Origin of the sequence: Micromonospora sp. NPDC050187 (assembly GCF_044459745.1) — a bacterium.
Classification (GTDB): Bacteria; Actinomycetota; Actinomycetes; order Mycobacteriales; family Micromonosporaceae; genus Micromonospora.
Genome location: NZ_JBITJH010000005.1, coordinates 31,581 through 46,736, shown reverse-complemented (window position 1 = coordinate 46,736; position 15,156 = coordinate 31,581). Strand labels below are relative to the sequence as shown.

Here is a 15,156-nt window from a genome sequence, read left to right as displayed (position 1 = left end):
CCATGCCCGACGCCCCGGCGGCCGCGCCTGATTCCCTGGCGGCGGCCATGCCCGACGCCCCGGCGGCCGCGCCTGATTCCCTGGCGGCGGCCATGCCCGACGCCCCGGCGGCCGCGCCTGATTCCCTGGCGGCGGCCATGCCTGGCTCCCTGGCGGCCAGGGCGGGGACGGGCAGATAACAGCCACGGGCCAGGCGCAGCCACCTACCGGACCGACACAGCTGCCGGATCTCGTCCCGGCCCAGTCCCGCACCGAGCGCCTGGGCGGCCGTGACGATCCCGCCCTGGGCGGCGGCGAGGTGTCGGAGAAGCGCGAACGGAGTCACGTCGCCACCCTGCACCGCCGCTGCCCACAGCTTCACCCCCTGTGGACAACCCTGTGGATAACCCGGCCCTCCCCCTTCCGTCTCTCCCGTTGATCAAGAAGTTCGCGTCAGGATCCGGCTATTCCGGTGACGCGAACTTCTTGATCAACGGGGCGAGCCGGCGGGGGCCAGGCCGGCGGGGGCCAGGCCGGGTGGGGCAGTGGGGTTAGGGGAGGAGGGGGTGGCGGTGGACGTTCTCCTCGCGGCCGGGGCCGACGCCGACCACGCTGACCCGGGTGCCGCAGAGTTCCTCGATCCGGGCGATGTAGCGGCGGGCGTTCTCCGGCAGCTCGTCCTCGGTCCGGGCCTTGGTGATGTCCTCCCACCAGCCATCGAGCTCCTCGTAGACCGGAGTCGCGTGGTGGAAGTCGGTCTGCGTCATCGGCATGTCGTCGTACCGCTTGCCGTTGATCTCGTACCCGACGCAGATCGGCACCTTCGGCAGGCCGGTGAGCACATCCAGCTTGGTGACGACCAGGTCGGTGACGCCGTTGAGGCGGCAGGCGTACCGGGCGACCACCGCGTCGAACCAGCCGCACCGCCGCTCGCGGCCGGTCGTGGTGCCGTACTCGTGGCCGACCTTGCGCAGGTGCTGGCCGTTGTCGTCGAAGAGTTCGGTCGGGAACGGACCGGAGCCGACCCGGGTGGTGTACGCCTTGCTGACCGCGATCACCTTGTTGATGGCGGTCGGCGGGATACCGGCGCCGACGCACGCCCCACCGGCCGTCGGGTTCGACGAGGTCACGAAGGGGTACGTGCCGTGGTCCATGTCGAGCATGGTGGCCTGGGCACCCTCCAGCAGCACCGTCTCGCCCCGGTCCAGGGCGTCCCAGAGCATCACCCGGGTCTCGGCGATGTACGGACGCAGCCGCTCGGCGTACGCGAGGTACTCCTCGACGGTGGCCTCGACGTCGATCGCCTTGCGGTTGTAGACCTTGAACAGGATCTGGTTCTTCTCGCGCAGGGCCAGTTCGAGCTTCTTGCGCAGGATGCCCGGGTCGAGCAGGTCCTGAAGGCGGATGCCCATCCGGGCGACCTTGTCGCCGTACGCCGGGCCGATGCCCCGGCCGGTGGTGCCGATCCGGGACGAGCCGAGGTACCGCTCGACCACCCGGTCCAGCGCCCGGTGGTGCGGCATGATCAGGTGCGCGTCGCCGGAGATCCGCAGACGGGAGACATCGACACCCCGCTCGGCCAGGCCGTCGATCTCACCGAGCAGCACCTTCGGATCGACCACCACGCCGTTGCCGATCACGATCATCGCGCTCGGCGAGAGAGCGCCGGAGGGCATCAGGTGCAGGGCGTACTTCTGGCCGTCGGGCGTGATCACCGTGTGGCCGGCGTTGTTGCCGCCCGAGTAGCGCACGACGTAGTCGACCCGCTCGCCCAGCAGGTCGGTAACCTTGCCCTTGCCCTCGTCGCCCCACTGAGCACCGAGGAGCACGATCGCTGGCATCTTCACCGCCTCCAGGGGGCTCGGGTGCCAGGTGGCGACCGCGTGGCGAGCCCGAGGTGTCAGGCTAACAAGTGGTGGAGGCGCAGCCGGCAGGGGCTGCGTGACGAGGCAGGAGGCCCTCTTCCGTGTACGACGTGGTGCTACTCACCCTCGGCTCGGAGCGTGACGCCGCCGGGGCGTGCGGTAGCGGTGGCGGCTGCTGCGGAGCCGGCGGGAAGACCGGTACCGAACCGGCCGAACACTGCGCACCGGAGGCCGCCGAACGCTGCGAGACACCGCGCGTACCGGTGCTGGCCTGCGCGGACGCGCTGACCGAACGGGGCGCCCGGACGGAGGCGGTCACCGCCCGCTCGGACGCCGAGATCGACGAGGTGCTGGCCCGACTCGACGCCCCAGCCCGGCCCGACGGCCTCACCTGGCCCGACCCGGACTCCAAGACCCGGCTGGTCGTCGCCACGGCCAGTGACGCCCAGTTGCGCGCCGTCGTGCGCCGACTCGTCCGCCGGTACGCTCCACCGCCCAGCCGCCGCCCCGCCGACCTGGCCGGCAACCGTACGGTGCCGGATCTGCCCCCGGTCGGCGTCCTGCCGCTCGACCCGGCACGGGCCGCGACACAGCGTGACCTCGCGGCGCGACTCGGGCTGCCCCGGGAGCCGGCGGCGGTGGCCGCCGCGGTGCTGGACGGTCCGGCACGCCGCCTCGACCTGCTGCGCAACGACGGCGGCTCGGTGACCCTGGACGGGGCGCTGCTGGGAGCCTCGGACGAGTCCGGCCGACCGCTCTACTGGCGGGGACGGGTGGAGGTCGACGACGCCGTCCTCACCTCCGGTGACGATCCCCTGCTGGCCTGCGCGATCGGCAACGCCGGCGGGTATGCCCGACTCGACGGCCTCCCCCTGCTCACCGACCCGGACCCGACCGACGGCGTGGTCGAGGTGGCGGTGGCCGTTCCCGTGGTGGCCCGCACCCTGTTGGGCAGGAAGCGGGTCCGGTTCGAGGTACGCCGGGCCCGGGGCCGAGCGGTCGCCGTCGTACCCCGGGACGAGCGGGTGCCGTATCTCGACGACGGGGTCGAGGGCGAGCTGAACCGGAAGCGGTCCTGGTGGATCGAGCCGGGAGCATGGGCGGTCTACACGGCCTGACCGCCCGGTTCGGCGCTGGATGGGCGACTTTCAGGGCCTATCCTCGGCACGAGGACAGGGGGAGGAACCGTGGTGCACGAGAACGCCGACCGGGTCCGTCTGCCGGGTCAGCAGAGGGGACCGGTCCCCGAGCGGGACATCGAGCCGCTCTGGCCGCCGGGTCCGGTCCGGCCCGACACCGATCCGGCGACATGGACTTCCACCCCGCACTGGGCGCCGCCGGCTCCGGCGGCTCCGGTAGCCGATGGGGCAGTTCCAGGACCGGCCTCCCGGCCGACACGTCCGACGACGACCGGTGATGTCACGCCGGCGGACGATCCGACGGCGTGGGCACCGGACGGACATCCCGGCTGGTCCCCGGTTCCACCGTCGACCCGTACCCCGCTCGGCACGGCCCCGCCCGACGGCGGTCCGACCGGTGCAGCGGACGACAGCACTCCGGCCGATGGAGCGCACGGCACTCCGATCGATGGAGCGCACGGCACTCCGCCCCGGGCAGCGAGCGGCACTCCGAACAGCGGCGCGGCGGTCAGCGGCCCGGCGGTCAGCGGCGCGGACGGAGCAGCGACCGACGGTCCGGGCGGCAACCAGGCGCCCGGCGCAACGGCGGCTGACGGACTGGCACACGACGGCCCGCGCGGTGCAACGGCGGCCAGCAGCCCGGCGAGCCTCGGTCCGGACGGGGAAGCGACGGTCGCCGGAGTGCGACCGGGAGCGGCCGAAGAGATCGATCTCGCCGCTCCGTTCAGCCTCGACCCGCCGGTGGCCCACGAACCGGCCGTTCCTGCTGTCGCTGACGGCGACGCCACGGCCGCCGGCGCCCCGCCGCCGGTCACCACCGACGGCGGCTCCGACACGACCCGCCCGGTGTCCGCGTCCCGACCGCAGGCGGACTCACCGTGGGCGTACCCGCCGCAGCGGTCGCCCGGCACGCCGGTCGCGGTCCAGCCGCCGGTAACGCGTCAGCAGCAGGCCGACGACGGCAGCGTCCCCGGCTGGTATCCGTTGCCGTCGCCGCCGGTCAGCGGGGGCTCGTTCCCGCCCGGCGGCGACCCCGCCATGCCCGACGACGCGCCGCCGGCCGACGGTGGCAGTGCGACAGCCGGCGGCCGCCTGCCGATGGACGATGGTGAACCGGCGCGTGAGGGCAGGCCCGCCACGGGTTTCGTGCCCGAGTCGCGGCCGGCCGAGGCGCCGCCGAATCTTCCGCCGAACGTGCACCACCCCGACGGTGGGCCGGACCGCGTCGGTGAGCAGGCCGGACCGGGGGTCGCTACCTGGACGAACGAGCAGGTCGGTCCGCCTGGCGGGGCGTACCCGGGCAACGATGACCCCGCCTTCGCACCGGCCGGCGGTGCGTCTCTGTCCGGCTGGGCACCGCTGCCGGCCGCTCCGCCGCCTCCGGTCGCTCCGATGCCTCCGGGCTGGCCCGCGAGCGGCGGTTGGGCAACCACTGCCGCCCCGGGCCCGGCGGCATCGGACGGCCAGCAGTACCCGTCTCCCGGTGAGCCGGGCGGGGTGACGGCGGAGCCGGTCCCGCCCCGGGTGCCGACCGCACCCGCGAGTTACTCGGAACCGCTCTGGTCGGACGGAGCGACACCGACCGCCGAGGACTTCGCCCGGCGACGGCAGGCCCGGCCCGCCGACCCGGTGGCGACCATGGGCGTGCGGGCCGTGCTGAACCGGACGACCCTGGGACTGGTCAAGCTTCCGCCGGGGCGGCACGAGCAGGAGGTCAAGCACGACATCGAGATGGTCCGCCGCAACTTCGGCGGCCTCCGTCAGGTGACGGTGGTCAACCCGAAGGGCGGTGCCGGCAAGACAGTGGCAATCCTGCTGCTCGCGATGACCTTCGGCCAGAAGCGCGGTGGCTACGTCCTGGCCTGGGACAACAACGAGACCCAGGGCACTCTGGGCATGCGGGCCCAGCAGGACTTCCACTCCCGGACGGTCCGGGACATGCTGCGTGATCTCGCCCAGTTCCAGGGCGCGCACGGGCGGGTGGGCGACCTGTCGCAGTACGTCCGCTCGCAGGGCGAGGGAATGTTCGACGTACTGGCCTCGGACGAGTCGGCGACCGGTGGCGAGATGCTGACCGCCTCGGCGTTCGCCGAGATCCGGGACGTGGTGAGCCGGTTCTACAAGCTGATCTTCGTGGACACCGGTAACAACGTCCGGGCGCAGAACTGGCAGGCCGCGATGGACGCGACCGACCAACTGGTGGTCACCATGTCCGCCCGGAACGACTCGGCGGAGACCGCCGCGCGGATGCTCGACCACCTGGAGCAGAGCGGGCGGCAGCGGCTGGTACGGCAGGCGGTGACGGTGGTGTCGATGCCGCCGTCCCGGAAGGAGATCGACCTTCCGGCGATCCAGGAGCACTTCGCGGCCCGGACCAGGGCGGTGCTGCTCGCGCCGTACGAGCGGTTGATCGACACCGGCGAGCCGATCCGGTACGGGCAGCTCTCCTCGGCGACCCGGGACGCCTGGTTGAAGATCGCAGCCGCGGTCGCCGAAGGGCTCTGAGCGACCAGCATCCGTCCGCCCCACCCGAGGTACCCAGACCCCTCGGGATGCCCCAGGTGCCGTGTGGCCCGTGGGCTGCCGCCAGGTGCTCAGGCGTGCGTCATGTGCGTGGAGTGCTCGGGGCGTGGGGCGGCGAGTGCTCGGGTGCGTGGGGTGCCGTCAGGTGCGTGCAGGGGTCCCCTGCTACTCAAGAAGCGGTAGCAGGGGACCTCTGCTACCGCCTCAGTCGCTGGCGAGGGCGTCGCCGGCGGCCGGGTCGCAGTCGCGGAGGAACTGGGCGCAGCGGGCCGCCTCGTCCGCCTCGCCGATCTCGTCGGCCGCCCTGGAGAGCACGTACAGGCAGCGGAGGAAGCCCCGGTTCGGCTCGTGCGACCACGGCACCGGGCCGTGCCCGCGCCATCCGTTGCGACGGAGCTGGTCCAGGCCCCGGTGGTAACCGGTCCGGGCGAACGCGTACGCCGGGACGACCTGGCCCTGCGCGAGTGCCCGGGTGGCCAGCGTGGCCCAGCCCGCGCTGTAGGTCGGGAATCGGGCGGCCACCTCGAAGTACGCCTCGTCGGTGTCCGCCTGGCGAGCGTCGGCCAGCGCGGTGTCAGCCTCGTCGTGTACGGACAGGAGAGTGGCCGGCGGCTCCGGCAAGAGGTTCTGCATCGTCTCATTCAACCCGCTTCGCCGACCGGCTCGCGAGGGGGTCCGGCCAGGTCGTCGGCTGAACGGCTGAGTCGCGGCCACGCCTGTGGCCCATGTCGACCAGTGTTCACCTCGGCTACAAATGATGTTCCGGAGCCTCCCCAGGAACCGGTTTCACGAGAGCCCGGTGACCCTGGTCGCCGGGCTCTCGCCGGTGCAGGTGGCGACACCGGGTGGTGGCACCGGGTGGTTTGGCCGGTTGACCGGGCTGGGCACGATGATCTCGTGCCGACCCCACCACCCGCGGACGTCATCGAGCCGCACACCGCCCCCGACGAGATCGAGACCCGCACCGCCTTCGACCGGCGGCTCGCCACCGGCAGCCTGGCCGGGCTGACCGTGCAGGGACTCCGCCTCGACCTCACCCCCGTACCCGATCTGACCGGCACGGACGTCGCCGGGACGCTCTTCGTCGGCTGCCGGTTCGCCTCCCGCGAGATCGGCGCGGACCTGGTCCGGCGCGGCGCGAACGTGGTGCCGCCCTTCTCCGGGTTGCCCTATCCGACCCAGCCGTCGCACCTCTACACCCCGGAGGAACTGGCCGCCGGCTTCGCCGAGGGCGGCTTCGCCACCATGTACGACACCCGGGTGTACGAGCACTTCCGGGCACACGGTGGCGCGTTGCCGGACGTGAAGGAGGCACTCGGCCAACGACTGCACGACCATGGCGTGGACAACGCGCTGGCGGACGCCACCCGTGCCTGGCTCGCCACGCACGGCCCACAGTCGGTGGTGGGCGTCATGGGCGGACACGCGGTGGCCCGTGGCAGTGTGCCGTACCGGATGGCGGCGATGCTCGGCTGGGAGCTGGCGCGGGCCGACCGGCTGATCGTGACCGGCGGCGGCCCGGGGGTGATGGAGGCGGCGAACCTCGGCGCGTACCTCGCCTCCCACCCGGCGGAGACGTTGGCGACGGCGATCGACCTGCTCGCCACCGCGCCGGACTTCACCGACCACGACCGGTACACCGCCGTGGCGCTGGACGTGCGAGCGCGGTACGCACCGACCGAGGGGCTGCCCTGCTCGCCGGGCGAACTCTCCAGCCTGGACTGGGCCCGCACCGGTGGGTTGGCCATTCCCACCTGGCTGTACGGGCACGAGCCGGCGAACCTCTTCGCCGGGAAGATCGCGAAGTACTTCTCGAACGCAATCCGGGAGGACACCATCCTGCGGCTAGCGCGGGGCGGGATCGTCTTCGCGCCGGGGCGGGCCGGCACCGTGCAGGAGGTCTTCCAGGCGGCGACGAAGACGTTCTACGGCACCGACGGGGCCAGCGGGGCTTACGTCTTCCTGGACCGGGAGTACTGGACCCGGGAGCTGCCGGTGGAGGCGTTGCTGCGTCCGCTGCTGGCCGCGTCGCCGTTCGGGGACCTCTCCGGCACCATCCACCTCACCGACGACGTCGCCGAGGCGGCCCGCGCCCTGATCGGCGCTCCCGCCTGAGGTGTGTGCAGGGGTCCCTTGTTACTCGAAAACGAGTAACAAGGGACCCCTGCTACCACCAAACGGAGCGAGCCTGGTCCGGCTACTTGGCGAGCGTGGTGCCCGTCGAGCGGAGGTGCTCGCAGGCCTCGACGACCCGGGCGGCCATGCCGGCCTCGGCGGCCTTGCCCCAGACCCGCGGGTCGTACAGCTTCTTGTTGCCGACCTCGCCGTCGACCTTCAGGACGCCGTCGTAGTTGCGGAACATGTGGTCGGCGACCGGGCGGGTGAAGGTGTACTGCGTGTCGGTGTCGATGTTCATCTTGACCACGCCGTAGTCGAGCGCCTCGCGGATCTCGGAGAGCAGCGAGCCGGAGCCGCCGTGGAACACCAGGCTGAGCGGCTTCTCCTTGCCGTACTTGGCGCCGACCGCCTCCTGGATGTTCTTCAGCACCTCGGGGCGCAGCTTGACGTTGCCCGGCTTGTAGACGCCGTGCACGTTGCCGAAGGTCAGCGCCGCCATGTAGCGGCCCTTCTCGCCGAGGCCGAGCGCCTCGACCATGGCCAGGCCGTCCTCGACGGTGGTGTAGAGCTTGTCGTTGATGGCGTTCTCGACGCCGTCCTCCTCGCCGCCGACCACGCCGACCTCGATCTCCAGGACGATCTTGCCCTGGGCGGCGTCGGCGAGGAGCTGCTCGGCGATCTCCAGGTTCTCCGCCACCGGCACGGCGGAGCCGTCCCACATGTGCGACTGGAACAGCGGCTCCTCGCCCCGGGCCACCCGCTCCTTGGAGATCGCCATCAGCGGCCGGACGAACTTGTCCAGCTTCTCCTTCGGGCAGTGGTCGGTGTGCAGGGCGATGTTGACTGGGTAGTTCTTCGCCACCTCGCGGGCGTACGCGGCGAACGCGGCGGCACCGGTGACCATGTCCTTGACGGTCGGCCCGGAGAGGTACTCGGCGCCACCGGTCGAGACCTGGATGATGCCGTCGCTCCCCGCGTCGGCGAAGCCCTTCAGCGCGGCGTTGAGGGTCTGCGAGGACGTGACGTTGATGGCGGGGTACGCGTACCGACCGGCCTTGGCGCGGTCCAGCATCTCCGCGTAGACCTCAGGGGAAGCGATGGGCATGTCAAACGCTCCTAACTACCGCTCTCGGCCGTGTCGGCCGACTGTCTTCCATGGCTGCGAGACCGCGCTGTCCTCCGCGGAAAGTATCCCGTAGCCGGCCGGTGCGGACACAACCGACCCGGAAGGCGCCCGGATCGTCGGACCTGTCCCGTCCCACGGCCCACCGTCGCACCGGGCGGTGGCACCGCTCACCGCTCCCGGACGACAATGCTGATCAGCCAGCTGACCACCGCCACCACGATCGCTCCCCAGAAGGCCGGCCAGAACCCGTCCACCTGGAACGGCAGGTCGAGCCGGCCGGCGATCCAGTCCGTCAGCAGGAAGAGCAGCGCGTTGACGACCAGCGCGAACAGGCCCAGGGTCAGCAGGTAGAACACGCAGCCCACGATCTGGATGACCGGCTTGAGCACCGCGTTGACCAGACCGAAGATCAGCGCCACCACGAGCAGGGTCAACGCGCTGTTCACACCGGACCGGCCGCCCACCTCGACGCCGGGCACGATCAGGGTGGCGACCCAGAGCGCCACCGCGCTGGTGACGAGGCGGATCAGGAAGCCCACGGTCCCATCCTGGCACCGGGCGTCGCCCCCGGGTGGGCCAACCGCCGACTCCGCACCGACGGCCGGCAGGGAGGCTGCCCGCCGGGGACCGGCGGGCAGCCGTCGAAACGCGCTGACAGCGGTGGCGATTGTTTGGGACGGCTCGCCCGTGGGCAGGAGTGTCAGCCCGTACGGTGTGGAAGTAGAGCCGGCACGACGCGAAGGAGGGACGATGGGTCAGCCCGACGAGGAGTTCGCCCCCGGCGACCACCTCACCCCCGACGAGCGGGATCCCGAGGCCCCACCCGCCGACGCCGTCGAACAGGCGACGGCGGCCGGTCCGGTCGACGGCGACACGGAGCCGCACCGTGGCCTGGAGGTCGCGGACTGGGACGCGGTGGAGCAGTCCCGCGTGGTCACCGTGGACGAGGACGACTACCGCTGAGTTCAGCGGCACTTCCGCCTCGTCCGACGCCGCGAATCGGCACGACGAACTGATCTCGTTCATCCGTTCGGCTCGGTCTCGCCCGGCGGGCACCTCTGGACATCTGTGGGCACCTACGCTCCACAACGACCCAACGGTCAGTCCACGGGAGGAGCCTCGGCGGTCTCTTCCCGGTCGAGATCGCCGCGACCGACGGGACCGACGACGCCGCCGGCACGCTGAAGGTCACCTTCTCCGCGGCCGGCGTGGACCCGGTGACCCGGGAATCCAGAATTCGGGTCGGCGAGGGGGTGGACCTGGCCGGCGGCACGAGGACCGAACTCTCCGCGCGGCCCGGCGAGGCGTTCACCCTGCCGCTGATCGCCCGCAACGCCGGTGCCACCACCGTGACGGGCAGCACCGTGATCTTCTCCGGTGACTACGCGCTGCGTGCCGGCGAGAAGTACCGCAACTGCACCTACGAGGGCGACGAGTTGCGCACCTGCCGCTTCGACCAGGAACTGGCCCCCGGCACCAGCTACCGGGCCTCGGTCGACTTCGTGCTCGGCAGGGACACCTACGCCCCGGGCCGCGTCGCCGCTGGCGTCAGCTGGATGACCAGCGCCGAGTACGAGGACTTCGCCAAGTACCTGGAGCACGTCGGCGTCTCCCCCGGCACGCCGGGCACCGGTCCCGAGCTGACCCTGGCGGTCGACGACAGGGCACGCGCTTCGCAGGTCGACACCGACCCCGAGAACAACTGGTCCTCCTACGCGGTCACCGTGACCGGCTCGAACGGCACCGACCTGGCGGCCGTCGGCGACAAGCTGACCGGAGCGGCCGGCGACGAGGTCACCGCGAACGTCGGCTTCCGCAACAACGGCCCGGCGACGCTGAACGACCCGTCTGGCGCATCGATCACCTACCTGCGGGTGGACGTACCGCCGGGTACGACGGTGATCAGCGCGTCCCGGTCGTGCCAGCCGATCAAGGGTGAGGGGCTCGGCCAGCCCGGCGAGGCGGGCGGGAGCAGCTATCACTGCTACTCCAGCATCCGCAGCATCGCCGGCGAGGAGGAGACCTACGAGTTCACGCTCCGCATCGACGAGGTCCTGGCCAACGCCGAGGGCAAGGTCGAGGTGAACGTGCCGTGCCCGTGTGGCGGCTTCGACGACGACCTGAAGCCGGCGAACGACACCGCCGAGATCCTGGTGAACGCGGCGGGCGGCGAAGGCGGCGGAGGCGAAGACGGGGATGGCGGCGGTCTGCCCATCACCGGCGCCCAGACCGGCCTGATCGCCGGCGCCGGCGGGCTCCTGCTCGCCGTGGGCGTCGGTGGCTTCGCCCTGGCCCGTCGTCGCCGGACCCGGTTCGTGGCCTGATCCCCCAGCGCGCCACCGGTGCCCCACCGACCTTGTCGGGTCGGTGGGGCACCGTCGTCTCCGCACCGGCATCGGGTGCCGGTGCCATGGGCGTGGCCGACGTCGGCCGCCGTCCGGCGGGCCTGTGACGTCGAGCACCGGGGACCGTCGGAGGCCACCTAGACTTACCGGAGCCGTCGCCGGTGGCGTGTTCGCCACCCCCAACTGGCAGATCCCGGAGGTCACCTCGTGCCGACACCCACCACCACCCTGGCCCTGGGGCCGGAATGGCTCGACCCGGAGTGGTTGATTTCGACGTTCGGGTTGCTCGGCATCCTGGCCATCGTCTTCGCCGAGTCCGGCCTGCTGATCGGCTTCTTCCTGCCGGGCGACTCGCTGCTGTTCACCGCCGGACTGCTCACCGCCGACGGCAAGTACATCACCTACCCACTGTGGCTGGTCTGCCTGTTGATCACCCTCTCGGCGATCGCCGGTGACCAGGTCGGCTACGCCTTCGGGCGCAAGGTCGGGCCGGCGCTCTTCCGCCGGCCCAACTCCAAGCTGTTCAAGCAGGAGAACGTCCTCAAGGCACACGAGTTCTTCGAGAAGTACGGCGCCCGCTCGATCGTGCTGGCCCGGTTCGTGCCGATCGTGCGGACCTTCACCCCGATCGTGGCCGGGGTCAGCCGGATGGACTACCGCACCTTCGTGATCTACAACGTGGTCGGCGGCATCCTCTGGGGCACCGGGGTCACCGTGCTCGGCTACTTCCTCGGGCAGATCCCGTTCGTCAAGGCGAACATCGAGATGATCCTGATCGGCATCGTGGTGCTCTCGGTGGTCCCGATCGTCATCGAGCTGCTCCGGGCGCGCCTGGCGGCGAAGCGGGGCACCACCTCCGAGGAGAAGGCCGCCGCCGAGGAGGCCATCCGGGAGACCCGCGAGCACTACGCGGACCAGCGGTCGCCGTACGGCGGGCAGCCGTATCCGGCCGAGGGCGCGCAGCCGTACGGTGACCGGTCCCAGCCGGGCAGCGGTCAGGTCCACGGCGGCGCGCAGCAGCAGCGGGGCGGTCAGGTCTACGGGAGCGGCCAGCAGCAGGGCGGTCAGGCGTACCCGGAGGACCCGCAGCCCTACGGTGGCCAGCCGCACCAGGGTGGCGAACCGTACCGGGGCGGGCAGTACCAGAGCGACCAGCCGTACCAGGGCGGTGGTCAGCAGCCCTACGGCGGCGCGTCGTACGGCGGGCAGGAGCAGTACCACGGTGGCCCGCAGTCCGGGTACGACAGCCCTCGACCCGGGTACGGCGCGCAGCAGCCCTACGGGGGCGGGCAGCCGGGATACGGCGGGAGCCCGCAGTCCTACGACACCACCCGGTCCTACGGTGACGAGCAGCGGTGGACCGGTCAGCCCTACGGCAGCGAGCAGTCCTACCGCGACGAGCAGCCCCCGAGCCACGGGCAGTCGTACGAGGACCGGCCGGCACCGCCGCCCTACGGCGGCCAGCCCCACCACGGCGGTCAGCAGTACGGCCGCCACTGAGCGGCGTACGGCCGTTCCCGGAGTCGCGCCGTAGCGGCCGGCACCGGGAACGGCCACCGGTGAGGCCCGGCTCCCGGATCAGGTCAGTTGGCTGCCGCGCTGCGGCCCGGGCGAGTTCGCGCCACTGAGTCCGCGCCACCTGGACGCCAGGCGCTCCGGACCGGTTGCCGCCCGTCAGTGAACCCTGGCGCACGGGAACGCCGCCCACGGCAGCGCGGTCACGCGAGCCAGCGGGCAAGCACCCCAGGCCGCGCGCAGAAGAGTCGGTCACGCGAGCCAGCGGGCAAGCACCCCGAACCACGCCGTCACGCGAGTCGGGGGGGTAAGCACTCTGAACCGCGCAAGAACGCAGGCCGCGCCCGCTCGGTCGGGGCGCACCCGCACAGCGCACGGAGCAGGCCGCGCGAGCCGGTCGGGACGTCGGCCCGTCGGGCACACCCGTTCGTTACGGGTGGCCGGGGACCGTCCCGACCGGCGGCGGGCATTCCGACGACGGCCGCCGAGTTCCGACGGCCGGTCGGTACCGCACCGGTCGAACCCTCCCGGCTGTCTGGTGTCCCTCCCTCAGGAGCGACACCAGACGACCGGAACGGTCAGCGAGCCTTCTTGGTGGCGCGCTTACGGGGCGGGGTCAACAGGTCAGCGATCGTGGCGATCGCGGTCGGCACCAGCCGGTAGTACGCCCACACGCCGCGCTTCTCCCGCTCCAGCAAGCCGGCCTCGGTGAGGATACGCAGGTGGTGGCTGACCGTCGGCTGCGAGAGGCCGAGGGGCGCGGTCAGGTCGCAGACGCACGCCTCGCCCTCGGGTGCCGACTGGATCAGGCTGAGCAGCCGCAGCCGCGCGGGGTCGGCGAGGGCCTTGAGGACCCCCGCCAGCCGCTCGGCATCGGCACGTTCGATCGGCTCGCCGGCAAGCGGCGAGATCTGAGGCATAGTCATTTCAGCCAACGCAGTTCCCACGTTTTCCATCCTTCCACCAGCAGCATCGAAACGCCTGCATATCCGCAATCCGAATCGGCAAACTTTTAGGCCACAAGGCCGAGGTCAGCCAACGTATAGGCCGCCCGGTAGGCCAGTCCGGCTGCTTGCACGACGTCACCGGCGCCTCGATCAACAATAACCGCTACTCCGACGACCTCGGCCCCCGCCTCACGTAACGCTTCAACTGCGGTGAGTACACTCCCACCGGTCGTTGAGGTATCTTCGACCGCCAATACCCGGCGCCCGGATACTTCAGGCCCTTCGATGCGGCGTTGGAGCCCGTGCGCCTTACCTTCCTTGCGCACGACGAAGGCGTCGAGCGATCGTTCCGTCGCCGCTGCGGCGTGCAGCATCGACAGAGCGACCGGGTCGGCGCCCAGGGTCAGGCCACCAACCGCGTCGAACTCCCAGTCGGCGGTGAGATCCAGCAGGACGCGCCCCACCAACGGAGCGGCCTGGTGATGGAGCGTGACGCGACGCAGATCGACGTACCAATCTGCCTCGCGCCCCGAGGAGAGCACCACCCGCCCATGGACCACGGCCAGGTCGGAGATGAATTTACGCAGGTCGTCGCGGTCCCCCATGGCGCACAAGGGTACTGCTCAAGTCTGGGAGCCGTGGGTTGGGTCCACCCCCCGTCAGCCCTGTGGGCGACGACGAGTGGCGATGTTCACTTACTCTGCGCGACGACCCTGCGGTTCCAGGTGACCACCGGCCGGTTGTGCCTGTTCCGCCCGGGTCGGCTCCGGTCAGCGGCCGCCGCGTCCAACGAGGACCTTGGTGCTCCGGGTGAGCCGGTGCAGCAGCCGCTGCGGGGTGTGCCGCAACGCCACCACCGCCAGCTTGTACTTCCAGTCGGGAACGCTCACCAGTCGACCTTTCCGCAGGTCGCGTAGGCCCTCGTCGATGACCGCGTCGGCGTCGAGCCAGATCCAACCGGGCATCGACGAGATGTCGATGCCGGCCCGCTGGTGGAACTCGGTGCGGGTGAACCCCGGACAGAGAGCCATCACCCGCACGCCGTTGGGACGGGCGGCTTGCCCCACCGACTCGCTGAAGTTGGTCACCCAGGCCTTCGTCGCGGAGTAGGTCGAGCCAGCCTCGAGCGCACCGAAACCCGCCACGGAAGAGACATTAATCACTGCGCCCTGGCGTCGGGCGATCATCGTCGGCAGCACCGCGTGGGTCAGCCGCATCACCGAAGTGACGTTCAGCCGCAGCAGCCGGGCCTCGTCTTCGACGGTGGTCCGCAGGAAGGACCGGGTGAGCGCGATCCCGGCGTTGTTGACCAGCAGGTCGACCGGGCGGCCCTCGGTCAGTCGCCGCTCCACGGCGATGCAGCCGTCCTCTGTGGAGAGATCGGCCGGCAGGGTCTCCACCGTCCGGCCGTGCCGCTCGGTCAGCTCGGCGGCGAACCCGCTGAGCCGTTCCGCGTCCCGGGCGACCAGGACGAGGTCGTACCCGTCCCGGGCCAGCCGCCGGGCGAATGCCGCCCCGATGCCGGCTGTCGCCCCGGTGACCACCGCGAGCAGGTCGGTACGGCCGGGGGCAACCGGATCGGGCGTCGCGGGCACGGGC

General features: G+C 71.6%; 13 protein-coding genes and 1 pseudogene. 6 read left to right on the top strand and 8 right to left on the bottom strand.

The features are described 5' to 3' along the window. Both ACIBJE_RS09845 and ACIBJE_RS09840 read right to left on the bottom strand, forming a co-directional pair. On the bottom strand, positions 1–325 hold a 325-nt coding region (locus tag ACIBJE_RS09845; protein ID WP_396745739.1), incomplete at its 3' end, for a type IV toxin-antitoxin system AbiEi family antitoxin domain-containing protein. Positions 326–530: 205 nt separating this feature from the next. Beyond that, positions 531–1,820: an adenylosuccinate synthase gene (locus ACIBJE_RS09840; RefSeq protein WP_396746649.1), complete on the bottom strand. Its 1,290-nt coding sequence runs from the start codon at positions 1,818–1,820 to the stop codon at positions 531–533. A gap of 125 nt (positions 1,821–1,945) precedes the next feature. Here ACIBJE_RS09840 and ACIBJE_RS09835 point away from each other — a divergent pair, with 125 nt between their 5' ends. Next, positions 1,946–2,962, top strand: coding sequence for a hypothetical protein (locus tag ACIBJE_RS09835; RefSeq protein WP_396745736.1), 1,017 nt, complete (start codon positions 1,946–1,948; stop codon positions 2,960–2,962). 867 nt (positions 2,963–3,829) lie between these two features. Continuing rightward, positions 3,830–5,488, top strand: coding sequence for a chromosome partitioning protein (locus ACIBJE_RS09830; protein WP_396746646.1), 1,659 nt, complete (start codon positions 3,830–3,832; stop codon positions 5,486–5,488). 222 nt (positions 5,489–5,710) lie between these two features. On the opposite strand, the gene ACIBJE_RS09825 is transcribed toward ACIBJE_RS09830, so the two are convergent. Then, on the bottom strand, positions 5,711–6,139 hold the full coding sequence (locus tag ACIBJE_RS09825) for a DUF3151 domain-containing protein (RefSeq protein WP_396745733.1): 429 nt from the start codon (positions 6,137–6,139) through the stop codon (positions 5,711–5,713). A 264-nt stretch (positions 6,140–6,403) separates the two neighbouring features. Here ACIBJE_RS09825 and ACIBJE_RS09820 point away from each other — a divergent pair, with 264 nt between their 5' ends. Next, positions 6,404–7,621: an LOG family protein gene (locus ACIBJE_RS09820; protein WP_396745730.1), complete on the top strand. Its 1,218-nt coding sequence runs from the start codon at positions 6,404–6,406 to the stop codon at positions 7,619–7,621. 82 nt (positions 7,622–7,703) lie between these two features. On the opposite strand, the gene fbaA is transcribed toward ACIBJE_RS09820, so the two are convergent. Together fbaA and ACIBJE_RS09810 are read right to left on the bottom strand one after the other, a co-directional pair. After that, a complete protein-coding gene (gene fbaA, locus ACIBJE_RS09815; RefSeq protein ID WP_396745727.1) occupies positions 7,704–8,729 on the bottom strand; it encodes a class II fructose-bisphosphate aldolase in 1,026 nt (341 codons plus the stop codon). A gap of 188 nt (positions 8,730–8,917) precedes the next feature. Further along, entirely contained in the window at positions 8,918–9,289 is a 372-nt protein-coding gene (locus tag ACIBJE_RS09810) for a phage holin family protein (protein ID WP_396745724.1), read from the bottom strand. A gap of 211 nt (positions 9,290–9,500) precedes the next feature. On the opposite strand from ACIBJE_RS09810, the gene ACIBJE_RS09805 reads away from it, so the two are divergent. From ACIBJE_RS09805 to ACIBJE_RS09795, 3 genes and pseudogenes are all read left to right on the top strand, one after another. Then, positions 9,501–9,713 carry a hypothetical protein gene (locus ACIBJE_RS09805; RefSeq protein WP_396745721.1) on the top strand — a complete coding sequence of 71 codons (213 nt, stop codon included), beginning with the start codon at positions 9,501–9,503 and terminating at the stop codon, positions 9,711–9,713. A 254-nt stretch (positions 9,714–9,967) separates the two neighbouring features. Continuing rightward, positions 9,968–11,074, top strand: coding sequence for an LPXTG cell wall anchor domain-containing protein (locus ACIBJE_RS09800; RefSeq protein WP_396745718.1), 1,107 nt, complete (start codon positions 9,968–9,970; stop codon positions 11,072–11,074). A gap of 228 nt (positions 11,075–11,302) precedes the next feature. Next, positions 11,303–12,004: pseudogene (locus tag ACIBJE_RS09795) on the top strand (DedA family protein); the annotation flags it as partial. A 1,184-nt stretch (positions 12,005–13,188) separates the two neighbouring features. Here the strand turns inward: ACIBJE_RS09795 and ACIBJE_RS09790 are convergent. The 3 genes from ACIBJE_RS09790 to ACIBJE_RS09780 all read right to left on the bottom strand — a co-directional run bounded on the left by ACIBJE_RS09790 (position 13,189) and on the right by ACIBJE_RS09780 (position 15,152). Beyond that, positions 13,189–13,566 carry a helix-turn-helix transcriptional regulator gene (locus tag ACIBJE_RS09790; protein WP_076468717.1) on the bottom strand — a complete coding sequence of 126 codons (378 nt, stop codon included), beginning with the start codon at positions 13,564–13,566 and terminating at the stop codon, positions 13,189–13,191. Between the two features lie 56 nt (positions 13,567–13,622). Beyond that, positions 13,623–14,162, bottom strand: coding sequence for an orotate phosphoribosyltransferase (gene pyrE / locus ACIBJE_RS09785; RefSeq protein WP_396745715.1), 540 nt, complete (start codon positions 14,160–14,162; stop codon positions 13,623–13,625). 165 nt (positions 14,163–14,327) lie between these two features. After that, positions 14,328–15,152, bottom strand: coding sequence for an SDR family NAD(P)-dependent oxidoreductase (locus tag ACIBJE_RS09780; RefSeq protein ID WP_396745712.1), 825 nt, complete (start codon positions 15,150–15,152; stop codon positions 14,328–14,330). Positions 15,153–15,156 lie beyond the last annotated feature (4 nt).

Coding starts and splice junctions, on each gene's coding strand:
- ACIBJE_RS09840 (WP_396746649.1), bottom strand. CDS start 1,820: ATGCCAGCGATCGTGCTCCTCGGTGCTCAGTGGGGCGACGAGGGCAAG.
- ACIBJE_RS09825 (WP_396745733.1), bottom strand. CDS start 6,139: ATGCAGAACCTCTTGCCGGAGCCGCCGGCCACTCTCCTGTCCGTACAC.
- fbaA (WP_396745727.1), bottom strand. CDS start 8,729: ATGCCCATCGCTTCCCCTGAGGTCTACGCGGAGATGCTGGACCGCGCC.
- ACIBJE_RS09805 (WP_396745721.1), top strand. CDS start 9,501: ATGGGTCAGCCCGACGAGGAGTTCGCCCCCGGCGACCACCTCACCCCC.
- ACIBJE_RS09790 (WP_076468717.1), bottom strand. CDS start 13,566: ATGGAAAACGTGGGAACTGCGTTGGCTGAAATGACTATGCCTCAGATC.
- pyrE (WP_396745715.1), bottom strand. CDS start 14,162: ATGGGGGACCGCGACGACCTGCGTAAATTCATCTCCGACCTGGCCGTG.